The organism is Micromonospora halotolerans, from assembly GCF_032108445.1.
Lineage (GTDB): Bacteria > Actinomycetota > Actinomycetes > Mycobacteriales > Micromonosporaceae > Micromonospora > Micromonospora halotolerans.
Map to the genome: position 1 here is coordinate 1,123,464 of NZ_CP134876.1, position 23,209 is coordinate 1,146,672.

Annotated in this window: 28 protein-coding genes and 2 tRNA genes; 15 read left to right on the forward strand and 15 right to left on the reverse strand. The window is 74.8% G+C overall.

From position 1 onward, the window contains the following. Window positions 1-371: 371 nt before the first annotated feature. Complete coding sequence (locus tag RMN56_RS05135) at window positions 372-776, reverse strand: hypothetical protein (protein WP_313722680.1); 405 nt, start codon at window positions 774-776, stop codon at window positions 372-374. A gap of 2 nt (window positions 777-778) precedes the next feature. Beyond that, window positions 779-1,576, reverse strand: a complete 798-nt coding sequence (locus RMN56_RS05140; protein WP_313722681.1) for a GNAT family N-acetyltransferase — start codon at window positions 1,574-1,576, stop codon at window positions 779-781. A 41-nt stretch (window positions 1,577-1,617) separates the two neighbouring features. Here RMN56_RS05140 and RMN56_RS05145 point away from each other — a divergent pair, with 41 nt between their 5' ends. The 3 genes from RMN56_RS05145 to RMN56_RS05155 are packed head-to-tail and all read left to right on the forward strand — an operon-like array spanning window position 1,618 to window position 2,736. Beyond that, the gene (locus RMN56_RS05145; protein ID WP_313722682.1) at window positions 1,618-2,004 is read left to right on the forward strand and encodes a YidH family protein; all 387 of its coding nucleotides are present in this window, start codon (window positions 1,618-1,620) and stop codon (window positions 2,002-2,004) included. Next, window positions 2,001-2,300 carry a DUF202 domain-containing protein gene (locus RMN56_RS05150; protein WP_313722683.1) on the forward strand — a complete coding sequence of 100 codons (300 nt, stop codon included), beginning with the start codon at window positions 2,001-2,003 and terminating at the stop codon, window positions 2,298-2,300. The genes RMN56_RS05145 and RMN56_RS05150 overlap by 4 nt, the downstream gene beginning before the upstream one ends. A gap of 28 nt (window positions 2,301-2,328) precedes the next feature. Continuing rightward, a complete protein-coding gene (locus RMN56_RS05155; RefSeq protein WP_313722684.1) occupies window positions 2,329-2,736 on the forward strand; it encodes a PLD nuclease N-terminal domain-containing protein in 408 nt (135 codons plus the stop codon). A 402-nt stretch (window positions 2,737-3,138) separates the two neighbouring features. Here the strand turns inward: RMN56_RS05155 and RMN56_RS05160 are convergent, their stop codons facing one another. Then, window positions 3,139-4,761, reverse strand: a complete 1,623-nt coding sequence (locus RMN56_RS05160) for an acetolactate synthase (RefSeq protein ID WP_313722685.1) — start codon at window positions 4,759-4,761, stop codon at window positions 3,139-3,141. Between the two features lie 109 nt (window positions 4,762-4,870). After that, window positions 4,871-5,644, reverse strand: coding sequence for an enoyl-CoA hydratase-related protein (locus RMN56_RS05165; protein WP_313722686.1), 774 nt, complete (start codon window positions 5,642-5,644; stop codon window positions 4,871-4,873). Between the two features lie 149 nt (window positions 5,645-5,793). On the opposite strand from RMN56_RS05165, the gene RMN56_RS05170 reads away from it, so the two are divergent. Continuing rightward, window positions 5,794-6,327 carry a DUF6232 family protein gene (locus tag RMN56_RS05170; protein WP_313722687.1) on the forward strand — a complete coding sequence of 178 codons (534 nt, stop codon included), beginning with the start codon at window positions 5,794-5,796 and terminating at the stop codon, window positions 6,325-6,327. Here the strand turns inward: RMN56_RS05170 and RMN56_RS05175 are convergent. Continuing rightward, window positions 6,273-6,704, reverse strand: a complete 432-nt coding sequence (locus tag RMN56_RS05175) for a nuclear transport factor 2 family protein (RefSeq protein ID WP_313722688.1) — start codon at window positions 6,702-6,704, stop codon at window positions 6,273-6,275. The two genes, RMN56_RS05170 and RMN56_RS05175, sit on opposite strands and share 55 nt — an antisense overlap. Before the next feature lie 87 nt (window positions 6,705-6,791). On the opposite strand from RMN56_RS05175, the gene RMN56_RS05180 reads away from it, so the two are divergent. Beyond that, entirely contained in the window at window positions 6,792-7,466 is a 675-nt protein-coding gene (locus tag RMN56_RS05180) for a hypothetical protein (protein WP_313724653.1), read from the forward strand. A 5-nt stretch (window positions 7,467-7,471) separates the two neighbouring features. On the opposite strand, the gene RMN56_RS05185 is transcribed toward RMN56_RS05180, so the two are convergent. Then, window positions 7,472-7,924, reverse strand: a complete 453-nt coding sequence (locus RMN56_RS05185) for a rhodanese-like domain-containing protein (protein WP_313722689.1) — start codon at window positions 7,922-7,924, stop codon at window positions 7,472-7,474. A gap of 71 nt (window positions 7,925-7,995) precedes the next feature. On the opposite strand from RMN56_RS05185, the gene RMN56_RS05190 reads away from it, so the two are divergent. Next, entirely contained in the window at window positions 7,996-8,964 is a 969-nt protein-coding gene (locus RMN56_RS05190; protein WP_313722690.1) for a helix-turn-helix domain-containing protein, read from the forward strand. 2 nt (window positions 8,965-8,966) lie between these two features. Here the strand turns inward: RMN56_RS05190 and RMN56_RS05195 are convergent, their stop codons facing one another. Beyond that, entirely contained in the window at window positions 8,967-9,866 is a 900-nt protein-coding gene (locus tag RMN56_RS05195) for a ribokinase (protein WP_313722691.1), read from the reverse strand. Window positions 9,867-9,886: 20 nt separating this feature from the next. Further along, window positions 9,887-10,783 carry an ABC transporter ATP-binding protein gene (locus tag RMN56_RS05200; protein ID WP_313722692.1) on the reverse strand — a complete coding sequence of 299 codons (897 nt, stop codon included), beginning with the start codon at window positions 10,781-10,783 and terminating at the stop codon, window positions 9,887-9,889. A gap of 75 nt (window positions 10,784-10,858) precedes the next feature. Here RMN56_RS05200 and RMN56_RS05205 point away from each other — a divergent pair, with 75 nt between their 5' ends. Both RMN56_RS05205 and RMN56_RS05210 read left to right on the forward strand, forming a co-directional pair. Further along, window positions 10,859-11,863, forward strand: coding sequence for an ABC transporter ATP-binding protein (locus RMN56_RS05205; protein WP_313722693.1), 1,005 nt, complete (start codon window positions 10,859-10,861; stop codon window positions 11,861-11,863). After that, window positions 11,860-12,870, forward strand: a complete 1,011-nt coding sequence (locus RMN56_RS05210) for an ABC transporter permease subunit (protein WP_313722694.1) — start codon at window positions 11,860-11,862, stop codon at window positions 12,868-12,870. Before RMN56_RS05205 ends, RMN56_RS05210 begins: the two co-directional genes overlap by 4 nt. A gap of 112 nt (window positions 12,871-12,982) precedes the next feature. Here the strand turns inward: RMN56_RS05210 and RMN56_RS05215 are convergent, their stop codons facing one another. After that, window positions 12,983-14,158, reverse strand: coding sequence for an ROK family transcriptional regulator (locus RMN56_RS05215; protein ID WP_313722695.1), 1,176 nt, complete (start codon window positions 14,156-14,158; stop codon window positions 12,983-12,985). Window positions 14,159-14,279: 121 nt separating this feature from the next. Between RMN56_RS05215 and RMN56_RS05220 the strand changes: the two genes are divergently transcribed. Continuing rightward, window positions 14,280-15,731: a glycoside hydrolase family 3 N-terminal domain-containing protein gene (locus RMN56_RS05220; RefSeq protein ID WP_313722696.1), complete on the forward strand. Its 1,452-nt coding sequence runs from the start codon at window positions 14,280-14,282 to the stop codon at window positions 15,729-15,731. Window positions 15,732-15,767: 36 nt separating this feature from the next. Beyond that, the gene (locus RMN56_RS05225) at window positions 15,768-16,964 is read left to right on the forward strand and encodes a PP2C family protein-serine/threonine phosphatase (RefSeq protein WP_313722697.1); all 1,197 of its coding nucleotides are present in this window, start codon (window positions 15,768-15,770) and stop codon (window positions 16,962-16,964) included. 8 nt (window positions 16,965-16,972) lie between these two features. On the opposite strand, the gene RMN56_RS05230 is transcribed toward RMN56_RS05225, so the two are convergent. After that, window positions 16,973-17,335: an STAS domain-containing protein gene (locus RMN56_RS05230; protein WP_313722698.1), complete on the reverse strand. Its 363-nt coding sequence runs from the start codon at window positions 17,333-17,335 to the stop codon at window positions 16,973-16,975. Between the two features lie 138 nt (window positions 17,336-17,473). Here RMN56_RS05230 and RMN56_RS05235 point away from each other — a divergent pair, with 138 nt between their 5' ends. From RMN56_RS05235 to RMN56_RS05245, 3 genes are read left to right on the forward strand one after another with little or no spacing between them, the layout of a single operon-like run. Then, window positions 17,474-17,956: a hypothetical protein gene (locus RMN56_RS05235; protein WP_313722699.1), complete on the forward strand. Its 483-nt coding sequence runs from the start codon at window positions 17,474-17,476 to the stop codon at window positions 17,954-17,956. Next, window positions 17,953-18,453 (forward strand): thiol-disulfide oxidoreductase DCC family protein, encoded by a 501-nt coding sequence (locus RMN56_RS05240; RefSeq protein WP_313722700.1) that lies wholly within the window; start codon window positions 17,953-17,955, stop codon window positions 18,451-18,453. Before RMN56_RS05235 ends, RMN56_RS05240 begins: the two co-directional genes overlap by 4 nt. Next, window positions 18,386-19,093, forward strand: coding sequence for a TetR/AcrR family transcriptional regulator (locus RMN56_RS05245; RefSeq protein WP_313722701.1), 708 nt, complete (start codon window positions 18,386-18,388; stop codon window positions 19,091-19,093). Before RMN56_RS05240 ends, RMN56_RS05245 begins: the two co-directional genes overlap by 68 nt. 181 nt (window positions 19,094-19,274) lie before the next feature. On the opposite strand, the gene RMN56_RS05250 is transcribed toward RMN56_RS05245, so the two are convergent. Next, the gene (locus tag RMN56_RS05250; protein WP_313722702.1) at window positions 19,275-19,940 is read right to left on the reverse strand and encodes a GNAT family N-acetyltransferase; all 666 of its coding nucleotides are present in this window, start codon (window positions 19,938-19,940) and stop codon (window positions 19,275-19,277) included. A 180-nt stretch (window positions 19,941-20,120) separates the two neighbouring features. Here RMN56_RS05250 and RMN56_RS05255 point away from each other — a divergent pair, with 180 nt between their 5' ends. Beyond that, complete coding sequence (locus RMN56_RS05255; RefSeq protein WP_313722703.1) at window positions 20,121-20,306, forward strand: DNA repair protein; 186 nt, start codon at window positions 20,121-20,123, stop codon at window positions 20,304-20,306. A 99-nt stretch (window positions 20,307-20,405) separates the two neighbouring features. Further along, entirely contained in the window at window positions 20,406-20,921 is a 516-nt protein-coding gene (locus RMN56_RS05260; protein ID WP_262281556.1) for a hypothetical protein, read from the forward strand. Between the two features lie 70 nt (window positions 20,922-20,991). Here RMN56_RS05260 and RMN56_RS05265 read toward each other — a convergent pair whose 3' ends face one another. The 4 genes from RMN56_RS05265 to RMN56_RS05280 all read right to left on the reverse strand — a co-directional run bounded on the left by RMN56_RS05265 (window position 20,992) and on the right by RMN56_RS05280 (window position 23,187). After that, complete coding sequence (locus tag RMN56_RS05265) at window positions 20,992-21,732, reverse strand: Clp protease N-terminal domain-containing protein (protein ID WP_313722704.1); 741 nt, start codon at window positions 21,730-21,732, stop codon at window positions 20,992-20,994. Between the two features lie 179 nt (window positions 21,733-21,911). Continuing rightward, a tRNA-Lys gene (locus RMN56_RS05270) sits at window positions 21,912-21,984 on the reverse strand. Window positions 21,985-22,066: 82 nt separating this feature from the next. Further along, window positions 22,067-23,041: an NADPH:quinone reductase gene (locus RMN56_RS05275; RefSeq protein ID WP_313722705.1), complete on the reverse strand. Its 975-nt coding sequence runs from the start codon at window positions 23,039-23,041 to the stop codon at window positions 22,067-22,069. 73 nt (window positions 23,042-23,114) lie between these two features. After that, a tRNA-Lys gene (locus RMN56_RS05280) sits at window positions 23,115-23,187 on the reverse strand. Window positions 23,188-23,209 lie beyond the last annotated feature (22 nt).

The window sequence follows — 23,209 nt, forward strand, 5'->3', positions numbered from 1 at the left end:
GTTTGGTGTAGCGATCACTCGCCCGGTCACGGGCGCAGCCTTGCGCGTGACTTAACGTTCGGTCAACCGCGCGGAGCTGTGCAGTTGCCCACGGGGGCTATGTTACCCGCAAGTAGCATCGCCTCCCCGGCGCCTCAGAGTGACACAGGTCACCGGGGTCCGTCGCGGCGGGTAAGCTCCCCGAAACAGGGAGGTGACGGATATGCCAGAAAAGAGCGTTTCGGCGGGACGGCGGTCCGCGGCGGACGGCCCCCGAACCGCCCGCCGGGCCTGCCGCCGCATGCTCCCGGAGACCTACCGCTGCGCCTGCGGCCGGGTCCGCGACCGCTGCGTCAAGGCCAGCGTGCGGGCGCTCTGGTCGGCCGAGCCGGTCAGGCCGGCTCGGCCAGCGCGTGCCTGATCTTGTCGATCACCGCGGCCTCGGCCGGCGCGACACCCCGGTGCGCCTGCGCCACCCGGTCGGCGGCCGCCAGCACCACCGACCGGTACGCCTCGACGTCCCCCGGCGACTTGGTGCGAAGGATCTCCACCGCCCGGCCCAGCGCCGGCAGCACGGTCGCCTCGACCTCCAGCGCCGAGTCCCGGGGCAGCTGCGGCAACGGACCGGTGGTCAGCGCCTCCTTGACCACCCCGCTGGCGTCGCCCAGCGCCCCGGACGCGGCGATGCTCTCCCGCACCATTCCCAGCATCCCGGGCACCGCGTTGGACACCAGGAAGACGGCCCCGAAGGCTCCGGTCTTGAGGGTGAGCTGCTCGTCCGCCGTCAACCGCTCCATGATCACGGAGTGTAGACGTACGGGGTGGTCGTGGTGACCGCAACGAGACCGAGCCGCTCCAGGATCGGCCGGCTGTCCGGCGAGCAGTCCACCTGTACGAGGGTCTTGCCGCGCTGCTCGCCGAGCCGCGCCCGGTAGGCCACCAGCGCCCGATAGATGCCCTTGCGCCGCCACTCCGGCAGCGTCGAGCCGCCCCAGAGCGTGGCGAAGCCGGTGCCGCGCAGGTAGCGCACCCAACCGGCGCTCACCACGGTGTCGCCCGCCTCGGCCACCACGATCGTGATCGACTGCGGGTCGGCCTCGATCTCCCGGGCCAGCCCGGTCACCAGGTGGCTCCGGTCCTCCTGCCAGACCGCCTCTTCCATGGCGGCGATCCGGCGCAGGTCCTCGTGGCCGGTGACCTCGCGCAGGCGTACCCCCTCGGGCGGGGTCGGGACGGCGGCGGCCAGGGCCGCGACCGGGCCGACCACGACGGTCTCCAGGTCCTCCGGCACGAAGCCGGCGGCGCGCAACCGGTCGCCCAGGTCGGCCGGCTCGTCGTGCCCGTTGAGCTTCCACTCGACCGACTCGCCCCGGGCGCGGAAGAACTCGACCTGCCGGGCGATCAGCGCGTCCAGCTCGGCGCCGGCCAGCCCGTCCAGCGTGCGGTAGGTGAGGAAACCGCCCCGGTCCAGGTTGAGGACGCGGAACAGCGGGCCGTCCCGGTCGATGGTCACCCCGGCCGGCACCGGGTCCGGAAGCTCGGGGCGGATCTGGGTGTCGTAGGCGTCGCGCAGGGTCCGCGCGTCAAGATCGGTCATCCCTTCAGGCTAGGCACCGGGCAAAGCGGATAATCGACGACGTGTGGGAGGCGATCAAGGGCTGGTTCGACCCGCGCGAGCTGCGGTCGGTCGGCAGCAGGCCGGACTACCGCTTCTCGCTGGCCAACGAGCGGACCTTCCTGGCCTGGCTGCGCACCGGGCTCGCGCTGATCGCCGGTGGGCTGGCCGCCGCCCAGTTCCTCCCCCGGCTCCCCCTGGCCCACCTGCGCGAGGTGATCGCCGTCGCGCTGCTGCTGCTCGGCGCCACGGTCGCGGTCCGGGCGGTGGACCACTGGGCCCGCACCGAACGGGCCATCCGGCTGGACGAGGAGCTGCCCGCGTCCCGCTTCCCGGCCGTCCTGGCCCTCGTGGTCGCGCTGGGCGCGCTGGTGCTGGTGGCCGTCGTGCTGGCCCGGGCCCTCGGGTGAGCCGGGACCCGGGGCTGCAACCGGAACGCACCCGGCTGGCCTGGCGGCGGACGCTGCTCGCGGTCACCGCGATCCTGGTGCTGGAACTCCGGCTGGCGTTCACCGGGCGCACGGTCGACGCGCTGCTGGCCGGACTGGCGGTGGTCATCTGGTCGGGCGTCCTGCTGGTCGGCTGGCGGCGGGCCACCGGCGTCGGGCCGCGCGGGCCGGAGCGCTGGTCGATCCCGCTCACCGCGCTGGCGGCGGCCGGGCTCGCGCTGCTGGGCGTGCTGCACGTCCTGCGCGGGCTGCGCTGAGCATCCCCAGTGCGCCATGATGTCCGGCATGGTTCGCCTCTACGGGCTGCTCTTCCTGGCCCAGCTCGTGCTTGCCGTCTGCGCCCTGATCAGCTGCCTCTCCGCCGAGGAGGGCGAGATCCGCGCGCTGCCCCGGGTCGCCTGGGTGCTGATCATCCTGTTCTTCCCGCTGGTCGGCTCCATCGCCTGGTTCGTGGCCGGCCGGGAGGCCGGCGCCCGGCGGACGCGGACCGCCTGGCCCATGGGGAACGGCTTCTCCGAGCAACACCGTCCCCGGCCGGTCGCGCCGGACGACGACCCCGAGTTCCTCTCCTCGCTCGCCGAGCGCAGGCGGGCCGACGACCAGGAACGCCTCCGCCGCTGGGAGGAGGACCTGCGCCGGCGTGAGGAGGAGCTGCGCCGCGGGCAGGACGACCGGGACCGGCCGGAGGTCTGAGCGCGGCCGGCGGGCGCCGGGCGGGCACAATCGACGCCGTGCGGATCAGCCCGCTCGGCCCCCTGGAGCTGCGCGCCGACACCGGGACGCCGGTGGAGGTCGGCGGCGCCCGGCTGCACCGGGCCCGGAGGACCTGGTCGAGGTGCGGCTGGACGGGGCCGCGCCGGACGCCCTGCTGCCGCGGCTGCGCGAGCTGGTGGCGCCGAAGCCGCGCACCAGGCCCTCCGCGTGCGTCGCGTACGTCATCGTTGCTCCCGTCGTTCTGGCTGGTCACCCCACCTTGAGCGACGGCGCTGACGCTACGGCGACAGGCGCTGACAGACCGCTGATTTTTCGGTTCCGGGCGCGACGGCGCGACCGCCGTCGCCGGTCACCCGGGCGGCGGCGGTCGCGGCGTCGAGGTCAGGCCAGGTTCGACGAGCGGGGGTACGCGTCGGCCGGGTCGGTCAGCACGTTGACCAGGTACGGCACGCCGGCGTCGAACGCGCGGGCCAGGGCCGGGCCGAGGTCGGCGGCCTTCTCCACCGTCTCGCCCGCACCGCCGAGCGCCTCGACGACCTTGTCGTAGCGCAGCCCGGGCTGCAGGTCGGCGGCCACGTCGTAGCCGTACATGGCCCGCATGGGGTGCTTCTCCAGGCCCCAGATGCCGTTGTTGCCGACCACGATCACGACCGGGAGCCGCTGGCGGGCCAGCGACTCCACGTCCATCAGCGAGAAGCCGGCCGCGCCGTCGCCCATGAGCACGCAGATCTGCCGGTCGGGGTGGCTGACCCGCGCCCCCATGGCGTAGCCCATCCCGGTGCCCAGGCAGCCGTACGGGCCGGGGTCGAGCCAGGTGCCCGGCTGGGCGGGCTCCAGGTACTTCCCGGCGTACGAGACGAAGTCGCCGCCGTCGCCGATGGTGATCGCGTCGGGGGCGAGCACCTTGCGCAGCTCGCCGTAGACGCGGGCCGGGCGGATCGGGTCGGTCTCGGCGGCCATCTCCTCGGCGTCGCGCGCCTTCGCGGCGTCCTCGGCGGTGCGCAGCTGGGCGATCCAGTCGGCGTGGTCGGCCCGGTCACCGGGGTGCTCGGCGAACCCGGTGAGGATCAGCCGCAGGTCACCGGCGGGATCGGCGGCCGGCTGGACGTGCCCGGCGCGCTGGCTGGGCGCGTCGACGACGTGCACCACCCGCGCGTCGCCGAAGTCGCCGAAGGCCAGCCGGAAGTCGAGCGGGGTGCCGACCACCACGACCACGTCGGCGTTCTTGAGGGCGACGCGGCGGGCCTTGGCGAAGGCGAGCGGGTGCTCCGGCGGCAGCGCGCCGCGGCCCATGCCGTTGGTGAAGACGGGCACCTGGAGCGACTCGGCGGCGGCCCGCAGCGCCTCGACGGCGTCGCCCGCGTACACGTCGGAGCCCGCGATGATCACCGGCCGGGACGCGGCGGCGATCAGCGCGGCGGCCTTCGCGACCTCGTCCGGGTCGGCCTCGATCGGGGCGGGCGGGGTGACCGCCGGCAGGTCCGCGTCGCCGACCGAGAAGACGGCCTCCAGGGGGAAGTCGAGGAAGGCCGGGCCGCGGTGCGGGGTGAGCGCGGCGGTGAGGGCCGCGGTGACCGCGCGCGGGATGTCGTCGGCGCTGAACACCGTCTCGGCGTGCTTGGTGACCGGGGCGACGAGGGGCAGGTGGTCCATCTCCTGGAGGCTGCCGGAGCCCCAGCGGAACTGCGGGGCCCGCCCGCCGAGCACCAGCACCGGTGAGGCGTTGAAGAAGGCGCTGGTCAGGCCGGAGACGCCGTTGGTGACGCCGGGGCCGGCGGTGAGCACGGCCAGGCCGGGGCGGCGCTGGAGCTTCGCCACCGCCTCGGCGGCGAAGACGGCGGACTGCTCGTGCCGGACGTCGTAGATCGGGAAGCCGGTCCGGTGCGCGGCGTCGTAGAGCGGGAAGACGTGCCCCCCGGAGAGGGTGAACATCTCCCGTACGCCGTGCGCGCGCAGCGCCGCGAGGGCCAGCTCGCCGCCGTGCCCCTCGACCCGTTCCGTCATCGCCACTTCCCTTCGTCATGACCGGAGTCACACGCTACTGGCCGGTAGGCGGGATGTGAACCGTTCTCGGGTCGGCGGCGACGGTGGGCCGCCGACCCGGACCGGCGGTTCAGCGGCCGGTGAACCCCGGCTTGCGCTTCTCGACGAACGCGGCCATGCCCTCGCGCCGGTCGTCGGTGGCGAACAGCGCCGCGAAGAGCTGGCTCTCCCAGGCCAGGCCGGAGTTGAGGTCCATGTCCAGGCCGCCGTCGACGGCCAGCTTGGCCGCCCGCAGCGCCTGCACCGGGCCGGTCAGGTAGGGCTTCACGTAGGCGACCGCGGCCTCGTAGACCTCGGCGGCCGGGACCACCTTGTCGGCCAGGCCGATCCGCAGCGCCTCCTCGGCGTCGACCATCCGGCCCGTCATGATCAGGTCCTTGGCGCGGGCCGGGCCGACCAGCCGCGCCAGCCGCTGGGTGCCGCCGGCGCCCGGGATGATGCCGAGCTTGATCTCCGGCTGGCCGAGCTTGGCGTCCTCGGCCACGATCCGCCAGTCACAGGCCAGGGCCAGCTCGCAGCCGCCGCCCAGGGCGTACCCGGTGATCGCGGCGACCACCGGCTTGGGGATCCGGGCGATCGCGCCCAGGGCGCTGGACAGGTCGGCGGCCCGGCCGGACATGTCCACGTAGGACATGTCGGCCATCTCCTTGATGTCCGCGCCGGCCGCGAAGACCTTCTCGCCGCCGTACACGATGACCGCGCGGACCTCGGCGTCGGCGGTGGCCGCCGCGGCGGCGGCGCGCAACTCCTCCTGCACCTGGGTGTTGAGCGCGTTCATCGGCGGCCGCTCCAGCCGGATGGTGCCGATGCCGTCCTTCACTTCCAGCCTGACGAACTCGCTCACGCTGCCCTCACTTCCTCGTCGAAGTCGCGTGCCAACCTTACGACCAGGGTCGTTGGGGTAGACAGTGTGGTGTCGACGGCTCCGGGTCGCTCGCGGCGTCCGACGCGCCGAACTGGAGTTGTCGCCGCCCCTGCACCGGGAGTGAGGCCATGATCACCTACTACGACGACAAGTCGGTCCAGGTCACCTCCACCGCCGTCCGGGTGGACGGGCTCAGCTATCCCCTCGCCGAACTGAGCATGGTGTGGCACCGGCGGGGCGACCGCTCCTGGCGGGTCCTCGCCGGCCGCGGTGCGATCGGCGCCGCCCTCGCCGGCCCGCTGGTGGCCGCCGTGCTCGGCATCGGGCTGGCGGTCTGGCTGCACCGCTCCGTCGTGGTCACGATCGCCATCGTCGGGGCGTCCGTGCTGGTCGGCCTCGGCATCGGGCCGCTCGCCGACGTGCTGTTCGAACACCTCGACCGGTCCTACGCCCGCGGCAGCCGCGAGCTGGAGATGTGGGCGCGCTGGCGGGGCCGGCCGGTGCGGCTGCTGCACACCGGCGACGCGCTGCGCTTCGGCCAGATCTACCGTGCGGTGCAGCGGGCCATGGAGAGCACGCCCGCCGGCCAGCGCGCCCAGCGCGCCGGTCAGAAGGCGATCGGCACGTCGGGCAGCAACCCGAGGCCACGCAGCAGGCCGTAGGTGTCCTGCTCGCCCCAGAACTGGACGATCCGGCCGCCGGCCAGCCGGTACATCTTGCACGCGCTCTGCACCGTGGTGGCCCCGGTGGCGTCGCGCCGGTAGGTCTGCGCCATCGAGACCACCACCCGGTCCCCGGCCGCGAAGATCTCCAGGATCCGCTGGTCGAGCACCGTCAGCCCGGGCGAGGAGACGGCCGCCTCGGGGTAGCGCCGCCCGCGCACCGCCGTGCCCGAGCCGTAGATCTCCACGTCCTCGGCGACCACCTCGGCCAGTTCGGCCAGGTCCTTGGTGACGAAGGTCCGCAGATAGCGCCGGACCACCTCGACGTTGCGCTCCTGCTCGGTGCCGGCCGCCCCGGCCCCGTCCCGGTCCACCATGCCGGGACGGTACCCCGGCGGCCCCCACCCGCGCCGCCCTCGGCGCTCGCTTGTCCCGGCGCCGTCGTCGGGCTCACCCGTTCCGCCCTGGACCAGGCGCTCGGCTCGGCCGCCGCGTTCGCCGCCGTGCCGGCCCGCGCCTTCGCGGTGCTCGACGAGGTGGAGACGCTGCTGCGGCGGATCAACGGGGTGGTCGACCGGATCGAGGACACGCTGGCCCGCACCGACCGCGTGCTGGACGACGCCGACGCGGCGGTCCGGGAGGTGGCCGTGATCAGCGCCGCCGCCACCGAGGCGATCGAGACCGCCACCGGAGTCGCCACGGCCGCCGCCGCGGTGGTGGGCGAGGCCGACCGGGTGGCGCGGGCGGCGGCCACCCTGGTCGCCGAGGCCGACGTGGTGGCCGCCCGGGCCGCCGGCACGGTGGTCACCGCCGAGGAGGCGGCCGGCACGGCGGCCGAGCTGCTGGGGGCGTACGAGCCGGCGCTGCGCCGGGCCGCACCCATGGCGACCCGGTTCGTGCAGCAGCTCAGCCCGGAGGAGGTGACCGCGGCCATCCGGCTGGTCGACGAGCTGCCGAAGCTGAAGGAGCACCTGACCTCGGACGTGCTGCCGATCCTGGCCACCCTGGACCGGGTCGGCCCGGATCTGCACGACCTGCTGGCGGTCACCCGGGACCTCAAGCTGGCGGTGGCCGGCATCCCCGGGCTCGGCATGCTGCGCCGGCGGGGCGAACGCCTCACCGACGAGCCCGTCGACTGAGCCGGTCAGCAGTCGCAGACGGCGGCGGACCGGGGCGCGGTCAGCTCGTCCACCCGCCGCCGCACCGTGCCGCTCGGGGTGATCACCGGCAGCCCCTCCCGCGCCCAGTACTCGAAGCCGCCGAGCATCTCCTTCACGGGGTGGCCGAGCCGGGCGAACTCCAGCGCGGCCCGGGTGGCGCCGTTGCAGCCCGGCCCCCAGCAGTACGTCACCACGGTCGACCCGGCCGGCACCAGGTCGGCGGCCCGGTCGGCGATCTCGGCGGTGGGCAGGTGCAGGGCGCCCGGCAGGTGGCCCTGCCGCCAGGCGGCGTCGCCGCGGGAGTCGACCACGACCAGACCGGGGGTGCCCGCCTCCAGTGCGGCGTGCACGTCGCTGACGTCGGTCTCGAAGCTGAGTCGGGCGTGGAAGTGGGCAACGGCGGCGGCCGGGTCGGCCGGCGGCACGGAGAAGGTCATGTGCCGATCCTGCGGCCGGGCGGGACGTCGGCGGGAGTGGCGTGATCGCCCTCCTTCGCTAACATCCCGCCATGACCCCCGTGGAACGGACCGTGGCGGTGCTCGCCTACCCGGGGATGTCGGTCTTCGAGACCGGCATCGTGACCGAGGTGTTCGGGCTGCCCCGGCCCGAGCTGGACGTCGACTGGTACCGGCTCACCGTCTGCGCCGAGCGCCCGGGGCCGGTGCCGGTCGTCGGCGGGGCCGCCCTGCACACCCCGTACGGCCTGGAGACGCTCGCCGGGGCCGGCACGGTGATCCTGCCCGGCGTGCCGGACGTGACCGCCGACCCGTCGCCGGAGCTGGTGGCGGCGCTGCGCCGGGCGCACCGCCGGGGCGCCCGGCTCATGTCGATCTGCTCCGGCGCCTTCGCCCTGGCCGGCGCCGGCCTGCTCGACGGCCGGCGGGCCACCACCCACTGGCGGTACGCGGACCTGCTGGCCCGCCGCCACCCGGCCGTCACGGTCGACCCGGACGTGCTCTACCTGGACGACGGCGACATCCTCACCAGCGCGGGCAGCGCCGCCGGGCTGGACCTCTGCGTGCACGTGGTCCGGCGCGACTTCGGCGCGGCGGTGGCCAACGCGGTGGCCCGCCGCCTGGTGATCCCGCCGCACCGCGACGGCGGGCAGGCCCAGTTCATCGAGGCGCCGGTGAGCGTGGACCCGGGCGACGACCGGATCGCCGCGAGCCTGGCCTGGGCGGTCCGCCACCTGGCCGAGCCGCTGACCGTGGCGGCGCTGGCCCGGCAGGCACACCTGTCCACCCGCAGCTACCTGCGGCACTTCGCCCGGGCCACCGGGACCAGCCCGATCCGCTGGCTGATCGACCAGCGGGTGCGGGCCAGCCTGGCCCTGCTGGAGACCACCGACGCCCCCGTCGCCGAGATCGCGGGGGCGGTGGGCTTCGACAGCCCGGTCACCTACCGGCACCACTTCGGCCGGGCCATGCGGACGTCGCCGTCGGCGTACCGGCGGGCGTTCCGGGCGGGCGCCGCCTGAGGTCAGTCCGGCCGGCTGAACAGCTCGTCGATCTCCGTCCGGCGGGGCAGCGCCACCGAGGCGCCCAGCTTGCGGACGCAGGCCGCCCCGGCCGCCGCCGCCCAGTGCACCGCCTCGACCAGCTCGCGCCCCTCGCCCCAGGCCACCGCGAGGGCGGCCGTGAAGGCGTCACCGGCGGCGGTGGAGTCGACGACGTCGACCTTCACGGCCGGCACGTGCACGGCCGGCCGGTCGCGCTCGACGTACCAGGCGCCCTCACCGCCGAGGGTGAGCACCGCCCGGGGCACCAGGTCCAGCAGCGCCGCCGGCTCGTCGCGGCCCCGGCCGGTGAGCGCCCGCGCCTCGGTCTCGTTGACCACCAGCAGGTCGGTCGCGGCCAGCAGCTCCGCCGGCACCGGCCGGACCGGCGCCGCGTTGAGCACGACCCGGGTGCCGGCCGACCGGGCGGCCAGCGCTGCCGCGGTCACCGTGTCCACCGGCACCTCCAGCTGCGCGACCAGCACGTCCGCCTCGCGTACGGCGGCCAGTTCGCCCTCGGTGAGGCCGGTGAACGCGTCGTTGGCACCGGGGGTGACCAGGATGGCGTGCTCCCCCGCGCCGCCGACCATCACCAGGGCTACGCCGGAGGCGCCGTACACCACCCGGAGGTGGCCGGTGTCGACGCCGGCCGCGGTGATCCGCGCCTTGAGGGTGACCCCGAAGGCGTCCGAGCCGATCGCGCCGAGGAACACACAGGACCCGCCGGCGCGCACGGCGGCGACGGCCTGGTTGGCGCCCTTGCCGCCGGGCAGCATGACGAAGTCGTCGCCGAGCACCGTCTCCCCCGGCCGGGGCAGCGCCGCGGCGGTGCCGACCAGGTCCATGTTCGCGCTGCCCACCACGGCGATCCGGGTCTGCGGCACGGCGTCGGCTCCCGTCCGGCTCAGGCGGCGCGCGCGGTCCAGCGCTCGCCGGCCCGCGCGACGACCAGCGGCAGGCCGAACGTCTTCGACAGGTTGTCGGCGGTGAGTGTCTCGGCGAGCAGGCCCTGCGCCACGATGCCCCCCTCGCGCAGCAGCAGCGCGTGGGTGAAGCCCGGCGGGATCTCCTCGACGTGGTGGGTGACCAGCACCATGGCCGGGGCGTCCGGGTCGTACGCCAGCTCGGCGAGGCGGGCCACCAGGTCCTCGCGGCCGCCCAGGTCGAGCCCGGCGGCGGGCTCGTCGAGCAGCAGCAGCTCCGGGTCGGTCATCAGGGCCCGGGCGATCTGCACCCGCTTGCGCTCGCCCTCGGAGAGCGTGCCGTACGTCCGCTCGGCGAGGTGGCCGACGCCGAGTTGGCCGAGCAGGGCGCGGGCGCGGGCCTCGTCGGTGCGGTCGTAGCTCTCCCGCCAGCGCCCCACCACCGACCAGGCCGCGGTCACCACGACGTCGGTGACCCGCTCGTCGCCGGGGATCCGCTCGGCGAGCGTGGCGGTGGAGAGGCCGATCCGGGTCCGCAGCTCGTTGACGTCGGTGCGGCCGATCCGCTCGCCGAGCACGTGCGCCGTGCCGGTGGTCGGGTACAGCCGGCCGGCGGCGAGGTTGAGCAGCGTGGTCTTGCCGGCGCCGTTCGGGCCGAGCACCACCCAGCGTTCGTCCAGCTCGACCTGCCAGTCGACGTCCTGCACCAGCGTGCTGCCGGAGCGCCGGACGCCGACACCGTCGAGGCTGACCACCAGATCCGCGTCCACGGGTGCGGGGGCGGGGGCGCCGGCGGCGCCGGGGATCAGGTCACCAGTCACCGGTCCATCCAACCACGCAGTCGGCACGGTGCCCCCCACGGGCGGCGTCGCGGCCATAGGGTGGGGCGCCGTGTCGTTGGTCACCAATCCGGGAGGACGCCTCATGCCCGACCGCTGCCGGGAGGCGTGCGGATGAGCGCGGTCATCGAGATCGCCGGTCTCCGCAAGACGTTCCACACCCTGCGTCATGGGCGCCGGACCGCAGTCGACGGATTCGACCTGCTGGTCGAGACCGGTCAGGTGCACGGCTTCCTCGGCCCGAACGGCTCGGGGAAGACCACCACGCTGCGCGCCCTGCTCGGGCTGGTCCGGGCCGACGCGGGGCGGATGACGGTGCTCGGGGCCGAGTCGCCGGACCGGCTGGCCGAGGTGGCCGGGCGGGTCGGTGCGATCGTGGAGAGCCCGCAGTTCTTCGGCAACTTCACCGCCCACAAGACGCTGCGGCTGCTGGCCCTGGCCGGTGGCGTGCCCACCGCCCGGGTCGACGAGGTGCTGGAGCAGGTGGGCCTGCGGGACCGGGGCGACGAGCGGGTCAAGGGCTACTCGCTGGGCATGAAGCAGCGCCTCGCGGTCGCCTCGGCGCTGCTCAAGGACCCGGAGCTGCTGATCCTGGACGAGCCGGCGAACGGCCTGGACCCGGCCGGCATCCGGGAGATGCGGGACCTCACCCGGTCGCTGGCCGCGGCCGGGGTGACCGTGCTGCTCTCCAGCCACATCCTGGCCGAGATCCAGCTCATCTGCGACCACGTGACGATCATCAGCCGGGGGCGGCGGGTCGCGTACGGGCCGGTGGCGGAGGTGCTGGCCGGCTTCGACCAGCACCAGTGGCAGGTCCGGGTGGCCGAGCCCGAGCGGGCCGCGGAGCTGCTCGGCCGCGCCGGCATGGCGGTGACCCCGGGCCACGACCACCTGGTGGTGACCGGGGTCGTCGACCCCGAGCTGATCAGCCGCACGCTGGGCGAGCAGGGCCTCTGGGTGCGGGAGCTGATCCCGCTCCGGCCCGACCTGGAGAGCGTCTTCCTGGAGCTGACCGGCGGCCACCCGCATCCGGCGCTGCCCCGCCAGGTGGACGGCGCGCCGCCGAACGACGGCGTGATCGACCTGGATGTCCGGGAGAGCCGGGAGGTGGACGCGTGAACCTCGTCCGTGCCGAGCTGGAGCGGCTGGCCGCCCGCCGTTTCGTCCAGCTCATGATGCTGCTGCTGGTGGCCGCCTTCGCGGTGACCGTGGCGACCACGCTGGCCGGCTCCCACCGGCCCACCCCGGTGGAGCTGGGCCGCGCCCAGGCGCAGGCCGCCGAGGAGGTGCGCAACATGGAGCTGGCGCACGACCGCTGCCTGCGGATCAAGGCCGGCACCGTGACGCCGGACGAGAACGACTACCTGCCGCGGGACTGCGCGCAGATCGACCCCGCCCTCATGGAGAAGCTGCCGGCCGCGTCCGACTACCTCAGCGGGGTGTTCGTCTTCGCCAACGAGGCCCAACCGCTGCTCTACTTCCTGATCGCGTTCCTGGCGATGTTCGGGTTCCTGGTGGGCGCCTCCTACATCGGCGCCGACCTGAACTCGGGTGGCGTGGTCAACCTGCTGCTCTGGCGGCCGCGCCGGCTCGTCGTGCTCGGCGCGAAGCTGGGCACGCTGCTCGGCGGGCTGCTCGGGCTCTCCGCGCTGGCCTCGGTGGCGTACCTGGGGGTGTTCTGGCTGATCGGCGAGGCCTCCGGGCTCACCGGCCGGCTGAGCGGCGACTTCTGGTCGTCGCTCGCCGCGGTCTGGGTGCGCGGCCTGGTGCTGGTGCTGCTCGCCGCGGCGCTCGGCTTCGCCATGGCCACGCTCGGCCGGCACACCTCGGCGGCGCTCGGCACGGTGGCCGCCTACCTGGTGGTGTGGGAGCTTGGCGCGCGACTGGTGTTCCAGATCCTGTCGGTGACCCGCCCGGACCGGTTCATGCTCTCCAGCTACCTGGCGGCGTGGCTCAACGGCGAGGCCCGCTTCTGGGACGCCAGCGCCTGCGACTACAGCACCGGTGGCTTCTGCGAGAGCTCCTACACGGTGGGCTGGGTGCCGGGCCTGGTGGTCCTGCTCGGCCTGAGCGCCGCCCTGACCGTGGCGGCCTTCTCGGTGTTCCGCCGCCGCGACCTGATCTGAGGGGTGCCGGTGCGGTCCCGGAGCCGGGACCGCACCGGCAACTCCTTGCAGAGATTCGCCACCTCGTGAAGAATTCCTTCACATGGTGGCACCGGTGACGACGGGCCGGCGGTCAGCCGACCGTCGAGCCGAACACCTCGTCGCGGACGGCGTCCAGGGCGGTGCGCAGCGCCCCGCGCAGGATCGGCTCCTCGGTCAGCCCGGTGCTCACCACCCGCGGCCGGACCAGGGTGATCGCGGCGACCTCGTGCTGCACCCGCTCGGCCAGCGCCGCCCCGCCGGCCCGCCCCACCTCGCCGGCCAGCACCACCAGCGGCGGGTCGAGCACCACGCAGGTGCTGGCCACCCCGAGCGCCAGCCGGCGCGCCAGCTCGTCCAGCAGCGGGCCGCCCGCCGGGCCGGCCTCGATCGCCGCACGCACCGCGTCGGCCGCGCCGGCCGCCGCGAACCCGTGCTCCGCGGCCACCGCCCGGACCGCGTCGGCCCCGGCGAGCTGCTGGAACGCCGGCTTGGCCCGCTTCGACACGTCCCGCGGGATGGGTACGCCGGGCACCGGCAGGTAGCCGATCTCGCCGGCCGCGCCGCTGCTGCCGTGGTGCAGCCGCCCGCCCAGCATGATCGCCAGGCCGACGCCGGCGTCCACCCAGACCAGCACGAAGTCCGCCGTCCCCTGCGCCGCGCCGGACTGCGCCTCGGCCACGGCGGCCAGGTTCACGTCGTTCTCGAAGACCACCGGGGTGTGCAGGTCCTCCCGGAGCGCGGCGAGCAGGCCGCTGTGCCAGCGGGGCAGGTTGAACGCGAAGGTGATGTCGCCGGTGCCCGGGTCCACCAGGCCCGGGGTGCCGAGGACGATCCGCCGCACGCTGGACAGCTCGGCGCCGGCGCTGCTGGCCGCCTGGACCACCGCGTTGTGCACCACGCCGACCGGGTCGTCGGTGTCCTTCGTGGACTGCTCGACCCGGCCGACCACCGCACCGGTGATGTCGGCGCAGGCGGCCACCACCCGCTCCGCGCCGACGTCGACACCCACCACGTACGCGCTGCCCGGCCGGACCGCGTAGAGCTGGGCGTTCGGGCCCCGCCCGCCGGCCTGCTCGCCGACCCGGGCGACCAGGCCGCGCTCCTCCAGCCGTTCGACCAGCTGCGACGCGGTGACCTTGGAGAGCCCGGTCAGCTCGCCGATCCGCGCCCGGGTCAGCGGCCCCTGCTCGAGGAGCAGCTCCAGCGCCGCGCGGTCGTTGAGCGCCCGCAACAGTCGGGGGGTGCCGGGCAGCCGGGTCGCACTCATGCCACGTCCTCAATTTTCAGTAAGGTTTCAAACCACAAAACGCCTGCCGAGGGTGTCCGTTAGCGTATCGGCCACCCCGATCCGGGGCTGTCGGACGACCCGGCAGGGAAAGGGGATACTCGTGGGGTTGGATGAAGGACTCCGTCGGCTCGCGCTGGGCACCCTGCTGGCGGCGTACCCCGGCCCGGTCCCGCCCGACTGGGCGGTCGACCTGCTCGCCGAGGGGCTGGCCGGGCACACCCTGTTCGGCACCAACATCCACGACCCGGCCCAGGTGGCGGCGACCACCGCGGCGCTGCGCGCCGGCCGTCCCGACGTGCTCATCGCGATCGACGAGGAGGGCGGGGACGTCACCCGGCTGGCCCATGCCACCGGCAGCCCGTACCCGGGCAACGCCGCCCTCGGCGCGGTCGACGACCCGACCCTGACCCGCCAGGTGTACGCGGCCATCGGCGCGGAGCTGGCCGCCCTCGGCATCAACCTGGACCTCGCCCCGACCGTCGACGTGAACACCGCCGACGAGAACCCGGTGATCGGCACCCGCTCGTTCGGCGCCGATCCGGTCCGGGTGGCCGTCCACTCGGCCGCCGCCGTCGTCGGTCTCCAGTCCGTCGGGGTGGCGGCCTGCGCCAAGCACTTCCCCGGGCACGGCGCGACGGTCGCCGACTCCCACTACGAGCTGCCGACCGTCGACGTGCCGCCGGCTGTGCTGCGCGAGCGGGACCTGCCGCCGTTCGCCGCGGTGGTCGACGCCGGGGTACGCGCCGTCATGACCGCGCACATCCGGGTGCCCGCGCTGACCGGCGACGGTCCGGCCACCTTCAGCCGGGCGGTCCTGGTCGACCTGCTGCGCACCGAGTACGGCTTCACCGGCGCGGTGATCACCGACGCGCTGGAGATGAAGGGCGCCGCGCTGGCCGCCGGCGGGGTCGGGCCGGCCGCGGTCCGCGCCCTGGCCGCCGGCGCGGACCTGCTCTGCATCGGCGCGAAGGTCGACGCCGACCTGGTGGAGCACGTCGTCGAGGAGATCGTCGCCGCGCTCGCCGACGGCCGGCTGGACCGGGCCCGCGTCGAGGAGGCCGCCGGCCGGGCCGCCGAGCTGGCCGCCTGGACCGGCGCGGCCGGCGCCGCGGCGGAGACCCCGGACGGCCTCGGCTACGCCGCCGCCCTGCGCGCGGTGCGGGTCGAGGGCGACGTCACCGGCCTGACGGCGCCGCTGGTGGTGCAGGTGCACACCACCTCCACCATCGCCGAGGGGCGGGTCCCGTGGGGGCTGGGCCCGCACCTGGCCGGGGCGGAGGTGGTCCGTGCGGTTGCCGGCGAGACCGATCCGGACGAGCTGCGCGCTCTCGCCGGGGACCGGCCCGTCGTGCTGGTCGGTCGCCACCTGCACCGGCTGCCCGGGGCGCGGGAACTGGTCGACGCGCTGGCCGCCACGCACCGGGTGACGGTGGTGGAGATGGGCTGGCCGGGCGGCTGGCGGCCGGCCGGCGCGCGGGCCTTCGTGACCACGTACGGCGCCAGCCACGCCAACGGCCGCGCGGCGGCACAGGTGCTCGGTCTGGCCGGCTGAGGTCTGTCGGGCCCCGTTCCGGGGTACTGCGTCCGGATGACCGCCACCCACCCCTGGCACCGGGCGCTGGCCGACCTGGTCTCCCGGTCCCACCGCGTACCGCCCGACGCGCTGCCCGCGACGGTGACGGCGGCGGTGCGGGAGCTCGGCGTGACCATGACCATCTACGTGGTGGACGTCGAGCAGGAGCTGCTGCGCCCGCTGCCCGAGCCGGGCCGGCCGCTGCCGGACCCGCTGCCCATCGACACCAGCCTGCCCGGCCGCGCCTACACCGAGGTCGCGGTGCGGACCGGGCAGGACGGCCGGCTCTGGGTCCCCGTGGTCAACGGCACGGCGCGGCTGGGGCTGCTGGAGGTCGGCCTACCGGCCGGGACGGATCCCGAGGACGAGGCCCTGCGGGACGGCTGCCGCACGATCGCGGGCCTGATCGGTCACCTGATCACCAGCAAGTCGCCGTACGGGGACAGCCTGCAGCGCGCCCGGCGCAGCGAGCCCATGGCGGTCTCGGCCGAACTGCTCTGGCAACTGCTCCCGCCGCTCACCTTCGCCCTCGACAAGGTCGCCGTCAGCGCGATCCTGGAGCCCTGCTACGAGGTGGGCGGGGACGCGTTCGACTACGCGCTGGACGGCGGCCGGCTCGCGCTCGCGGTGCTGGACGGGGTCGGGCACGGGCTGCCGGCGACCCTGACCACCTCGGTCGCGCTCGCCGCGCTCCGGGCCGCCCGGCGCACCGGCGGCGGACTGGCGGAGCAGATCGCCGCCGTGGAGGCGGCCCTGCGCAGCCAGTGGCGGGACGGGCGGTTCGTGACCGCCGTCCTGGCCGAGATCGAGGTCGACACGGGGCTGGTCCGGTACGTCAACGCCGGGCACCCGGCCCCGGTGCTGGTGCGCCGGGGACGGGCCGTGCGCGCCCTGACCGGTGGGCGTCGCCCGCCGCTCGGCCTGGACCTGCCCGGCGACGAACCGGGCGAGGCCCGGCTGGAGCCGGAGGACCGGCTGCTGCTCTACACCGACGGTGTGACCGAGGCCCGCGACGCGGCCGGGGAGATGTTCGGCCTGCCCCGGCTCGCCGACCTCGCCGAGCGGCACATCGGCTCGGAGCTGCCCGCACCGGAGACGCTGCGCCGGCTGAGCCGGGCCGTGGCCGCGTACCGGGGCACCGCCTCCCGCGACGACGCCACCATGGTGCTGGTGGAGTGGTCCGGCGCGGCGGCGGCCCGGACGGAGCCCTGAGGGGCGGGTCAACGCAGGCGGCGCCAGCCGGGCTCCAGGGCGCTGCCGTCGTCGTCCCGTCCGCCCGGCCAACCGAGCAGGACGTCCACCGCGGTGATCCGCAGGACCCGGGCCACCGGTGGCTGCGGGTCGGTCACCCGGAGGGTGGCGCCCCGGCCGACCGCCTCCGCGGCGCCGCGCAGCAGGGCGGCCACCCCGGTCGAGTCGAGGAACGTGACCGCGCCGAGGTCCACCAGGATCTCCACCAGGTCGGGCCGGTCCAGCACGGCGTCGAGCGCCCGGTCGAACGCGGGGGCCCCGGCCATGTCGAGGTCGCCGACCGGGCTGACGACCAGCCGTCCCGCCCCCGCGTCCCGCGTACCGATCTCCATGATCCGCCCGTCCGCTCCCGATCCACGTCGTCGCGACCATACCGGCCGGGCGCCCCGCCAACGAACTTGAACATGTTCAAACCTTGTCGTACGCTCAGCCGGACAATTATTTGAACGCGTTCAAGAAAGGCGGCGGGGATGGACGTGAAGGTCTGGATGTACCTGGCCTACCTCGCGGTCAGCATCGGGCTGACCGTGTGGGTGGCCCGGTCGCTCGCCCGCAACGGGCTGGTGTTCCTGGAGGACGTCTTCGCCGACAAGCGGCTGGCCGACGCGGTCAACAGCCTGCTGGTGGTCGGCTTCTACCTGCTCAACCTCGGCTACGTCACGGTGGCCATGAAGGAGGCCGCCCCGGTGGGCACCACCAGCCAGGCGCTGGAACAGCTGTCCATGAAGGTCGGCTGGGTGCTGCTGGTCCTCGGCGCCCTGCACTTCTTCAACGTCTTCGCGCTCGGCCGCTACCGGCGCGGGCGGCTGCGCCAGCAGGCGGCGGCCACCCACCCGCCGCTCGCCCCGGTCGGCTATCTCCCGCCGCAGGGCGGCCCCCGGCCGGCCCACCCGGCCGCACCGGCGCCGGCCGGACCCGCGCCCGGGCAGGCGCCGCCGGCCACGCCACGATGACGTCCGCCCCGGGCGGGCGCCCGACGGATCCCACCGGGCACGGGGCCGGTGGGATCCGCGGGTTCACCGTCCTCTACGACGCGCACTGCCCGCTGTGCCGGGCCGCCCGGCAGTGGCTCGCGTCGCGCGCCCAGCTCGTACCCCTGGAGTTCGTGCCGGCCGGTTCGGCGGAGGCCCGGCGGCGCTTCCCCGGGCTCGACCACGACGCCACGCTGCGGGACCTGACCGTGGTGGCCGACACGGGCGCGGTCTACGCGGGCGACGGCGCCTGGTTCGCCTGCCTCTGGGCCCTGGTTGACCACCGGAGCACCGCCGAGCGGTTGGCCGGCCCACACCTGCTGCCGCTGGCCCGGCGGATGGTGACGACCGCCTCCGCGGCACGCGAGCTGGTCCGGGAACCCCGCCCGGACCCGGGATACGGTGACGACGATGACCGAGCAGACTGCGCCGACGACCGCTGCGGGTGGCCCGAGCACCGGGGCGACGGCCCGGGGTGAGCAGACCCGCCAGCTGATCCTGGACACCGCCATGCGGCTGTTCCGCGAGCGGGGGTACGCGCGCACCACCATGCGCGCCATCGCCCAGGAGGCCGGCGTGGCGGTGGGCAACGCCTACTACTACTTCGGCTCGAAGGAACACCTGATCCAGGAGTTCTACGCGGAGACCCAGCGGGAACACCGGGTGGCGGCCGCGCCCGCGCTGGCCCGGGAGCGGGACTTCGCCGCCCGGCTGGGCGCCGTGCTGCACGCCGGCGTGGACGTGCTCACGCCGTACCACTCGTTCGCCGCCAGCTTCTTCAAGACGGCGGCCGAACCGACCTCGCCGCTCAGTCCGTTCTCCACCGAGTCGTCCGGCCCGCGGGACGCCTCGGTGTCGCTGTTCCGGGAGGTGCTGGAGGGCTCGGCCGCCACGGTGGACGCCGAACTGCGTGAACCCCTGCCGGAGCTGCTCTGGCTCGGCTACATGGGCGTGGTGCTCTACTGGGTGCACGACCGCTCCCCCGACCAGGCCAAGACCCGCCAGCTCATCGACGGCGCGGTCCCGCTGGTCGACCGGCTGGTGAAGCTGTCCCGGCTGCGGGTGCTGCGCCCCGTGACCCGCCAGGTGGTCGGCCTGATCCACACGCTGCGTCACTGACCGCCGCACCCGCCCCCATCGGCTGAACCGCAGGTCAAGTCCGCAACCGGACAGGGGCCAGCAGCCCTTCACCCCTTGCTCGGCACGCGGCGGACACTTAGCGTTACCAGGGTCGGGACCTGGGGGGAGAGGCCGCGGACCGTGGATCCGGCCCGGGATTCACGGTCCGCGCCCGCCCCGGTCAGCGGGGGAACACCCCGTACGAGGTCCAGCCCCGGTCCGGGAAGCCGGCCGCCTCGGCCACCCGCGCGGAGGTGTGGTTGTCGTGGTTGTGCAGATAGGTGGGAATGGCTCCCTCGTCCAGCACCCGCCGGGCCGCCTGGGCGACCAGCCGCCGGGCCAGCCCCCGCCCCCGCGCCGCCGGCACGGTCCCCACCGCCAGCTCGTGCCCGTACGCGTCGTGCCGTTTGATTCCCGCCCCGGCCAGGTACGCCCCGTCGGCGTCCCGGACCACCAGCACCTCCCGGTCGAACAGCCGCAGCCAGGGCGGCAGCCCGGGTGTGGTCGGCGCGACCCACTCGCCGGCGTCCGGCAGCGGTGCCGGTGCGGTGCTCCACCGGAACAGCCCGGCGTGGGTGGTGAAGTCGGGCGTGCCGACCGCCGACGGAAGGGCCGGCAGCAGCCGTTCGCCGGGCCGCTCCCGGACCAGGTCCCGCACCAGGCCGGCCCGGTCCGGCGGCACCGAGAGGATCGCGCACGCCGGTGACGCGACCGCGATGGCGGGACGCAGCCGCCCGTCCCAGGCCGGCCGGGCCCGCCGGTGCGAGCGGACCACGTGCAGCCCGGGACCGGCCGGCCACTGCCCCAACCAGGTCGCCAGGTGCAGGAACAGCCGCCGGTCGAGCACGTGATCATGGTACGCCCACCGCGGCCCTGCGGCGTGCCGGATCCACCGGGGTGATTGGAGTGCGCGGCGGGCGGGTAGACGACGTCAGAACCGCACCGACAGCGGCGGGAACCTCAGGCATCGATGCCGCGTCATATTCATTTCCATACATGTACAAGTTTCTCTGGGACGGTAATGGTCATGCCGAATCAGCCGAATGACCGGTACCAGCAGGACGCCGAGCAGCGCTGGCGGGCCGTCGACGCCGCCGGGCGGTTCCCGGCGCAGGCCGACTACCGGGGGGCTCGCCGCGGGACGCTGTCCTGGGCCGAGCTGAACGCGCTGCCGGCGGGCGCCTCGCCCCGGCGCGGCCTCACCGCCCGTTGACGCGCCCGACACACCGGGCGCTCCGCACCGAGCTTTCGCACACCTGTCCTGTAGCGTCTTGTGGTCCGAATCCCGGCTACCACAGGAGAAGCTTCGCGCATGGGCAAGAAGACGATCCACGTCTCCGACTTCAGCGGCCAGGTGCTGCGCCCCGACGACGAGGTGGTCAAGGTCGTCGTGCTGGAGCACCCGGACCTCGTCGCCGGGCCCGTGCAACTCGACGCCACCCCGGTCGAGGTGGAGAGCATCGACGACGCGGCGCTGGACGTGGCCGTCGTGGAGATCCACGACCGCCACGGCGGGGGCGAGCCGCGCCGGGTGGTGCTGACCGCCAGCGAGTTCGACGCCATGGCCACCGACATGCCGATGGCGCAGTTGCTGCGCACCGCCGAGCGGGTCAAGCCGCCCAAGGCCCGGCGCTCCGCCGAGAAGGTCGACTACGGCACCATCGAGCACGCCGGAAGGCCGCACCGGGGCCGGGTCACCGAGGAGGAGGCGAGACTCGTCCGCGAGCAGCTCGACGAGGTGAACAAGCGCCTCGCCGACGCGGGGATCCGCCAGGTCGACCCGGCCGACCCGGAGCACGCGGCCCGCTACGGCTTCCCCACCGCCTGACGTTGCACCGGCCGGGCACGCGCCCCCGTGGCGCGTGCCCGGCCGGTGCGGTACCGGGGCCCGGCGCGGGTCAGGCCCGCTTGCGGGTGATCTCGGCGAGGGCGCCCTCGACCGCCGACTCCATGGCCGCCTTCTCCAGCCCGAGCCCGGTGAGCACGCCGTCGCCGGCCTCCTCCTCGAGCAGGGCGAGCAGGATGTGCTCGGTGCCGATGTAGTTGTGGCCCATCCGCAGCGCCTCCCGGAAGGTCAACTCCAGCACCTTCTTGGCCCGCGCGTCGTAGGGAATCAGGTCCGGGACCGTGTCGGCCTTCGCCGGCAGGGTCTCGGTGACCGCCTCCCGCAGCCGCTCCAGGGGTACGCCCCGAGCGACGATCAGCGCGGCCGCCAGTCCCTCGGGCTCGGCCAGCAGGCCCAGGGCGACGTGCCCCGGCGTGATCTCGGCGTTGCCGGCGGCCCGCGCCTCCTCCTGAGAGGACACCACCACGTTGCGGGCCCGCGGAGTGAACCGGCCGAAGCCGGCGCTCGGGTCGAGGGCCGCCGCCGTCTCGGCCTTCGCGGCGGACCGCTTCTGGGCGGCCTGCTTGCTCACCCCCATGCTGCGGCCGATCTCCGTCCACGAGGCCCCCGAGCGGCGGGCCTGGTCGACGAAGTGCCCGATCAGGTGGTCGGCGATGTCGCCCAGGTGGTCGGCGACCAGGACGGCGCCGGCGAGCTGGTCCAGGGCGTCACCGTGCACCTTCTTGATGCCCTCGATCAGCTCGTCGAGGCGTATCGGTTGGGTCATCTTCAGCGGCTCGATCTCCTCCGTCATGCGTCAACCATAGGTTGACGAAGCGAGGTCGTCAACCACCGGTTGACGTTCTCCGGGCGCGCACGACGAAGCGCCCCGGTCCGCGGGTGCGGGCCGGGGCGCAGGGGGCGTGCGGTCAGGCGAGCGGGGCTGGACAGACATCAGGCCCGGTCCGCGAAGGACCGGGCCTGAGTGAACCGTGCGCCGCCAGGGACTCGAACCCCGAACCCGCGGATTAAGAGTCCGCTGCTCTGCCAGTTGAGCTAGCGGCGCTCGCCGGCAACGGGAAGCACGTTAACACGCCGCCCACCGGCTCGTTTCAGGGGCAGCCACCGTCCCAGCGAGGGTGTGGCGGCTACGGCCGGATCACCACCCGCCGGCCACGCAGCTCCCCCTGCTCCAGCATCCGGTGCGCCTCACCGACGGACGACAACGGCATCGGCACGACCTCGCGCGGGGCCACCCGACCGGCGGCGAGCAGGCGGTTCACCGCGCCCGCCGCCTCGGCCAGCTCGGCGACGGTGGCGTGCGAGATGACGAAGCCGAGCACGCTGCGGTCGTTCATGTAGAGCGGCCCGGCCGGCAGCACCGGCCGGGCCCGGGCACCGGCCAGCAGCACGATCCGGCCACGCAGCGCCAGCAGGTCGACGACCGACTCCAGCTCGTTGCGACCCGAGGTGTCCAGGTACACGTCGATGCCGTCGGGGCACACCGACCGCAGCCCGCTCAGCAGGGCCGGGTCCCGGTAGTCGAGCACCTCGGCGGCGCCGATCCGGCGGCAGTATCCGGCATCGGCCGCCGACGCGGTGGCCACCACCCGGGCGTCCGCCGCCGCGGCGAGGGTGACGAGCGCCGCGCCGACGTTGCCGGCGGCGCCCGCGACCACGACGGTCTCCCCCGGCCGGAGCCGGCCGTGCACGAACAGCGCCAGGTACGCCGTGGCGGCCGGGTGCAGCACGGTCACCGCGGTCGCCGGGTCGACCCCGTCGGGCAGCCGGTAGAGCCGGTCCGCCGGCACCACGGCCTGCTCGGCGGCGGCACCCTGCCGGCCGTCGTGCCCGAGGCTGTTGCACCAGACCAGGTCACCGGGGCGGACGCCGGGCACACCGGGACCGGCCTCGGCGACCCGGCCGACCAGGTCGCGGCCGACCACGAACGGCAGCGGCAGCGCCGTGGGGTACGCCCCGGAGCGGACGAAGGTGTCGACGGGGTTGACCGTGGTGGCGAGCACGTCGACCAGCGCGTCGGTCGGGCCGGGGCGCGGTGCCGGGAGTTCGCCGTACCGGATCTCGGCGGCCGGGCCGGGGCGCTCGATGTAGGCGGCTCGCATGCCCTCATTCTGGTCGCCGCCAGGCGGGAAAAAATTCAGGCCCGGTGCATCGCACCGGGCCTGACCTGAAGTGTGCGCCGCCAGGGACTCGAACCCCGAACCCGCGGATTAAGAGTCCGCTGCTCTGCCAGTTGAGCTAGCGGCGCTCGCTGACAACGGGAAGAACCT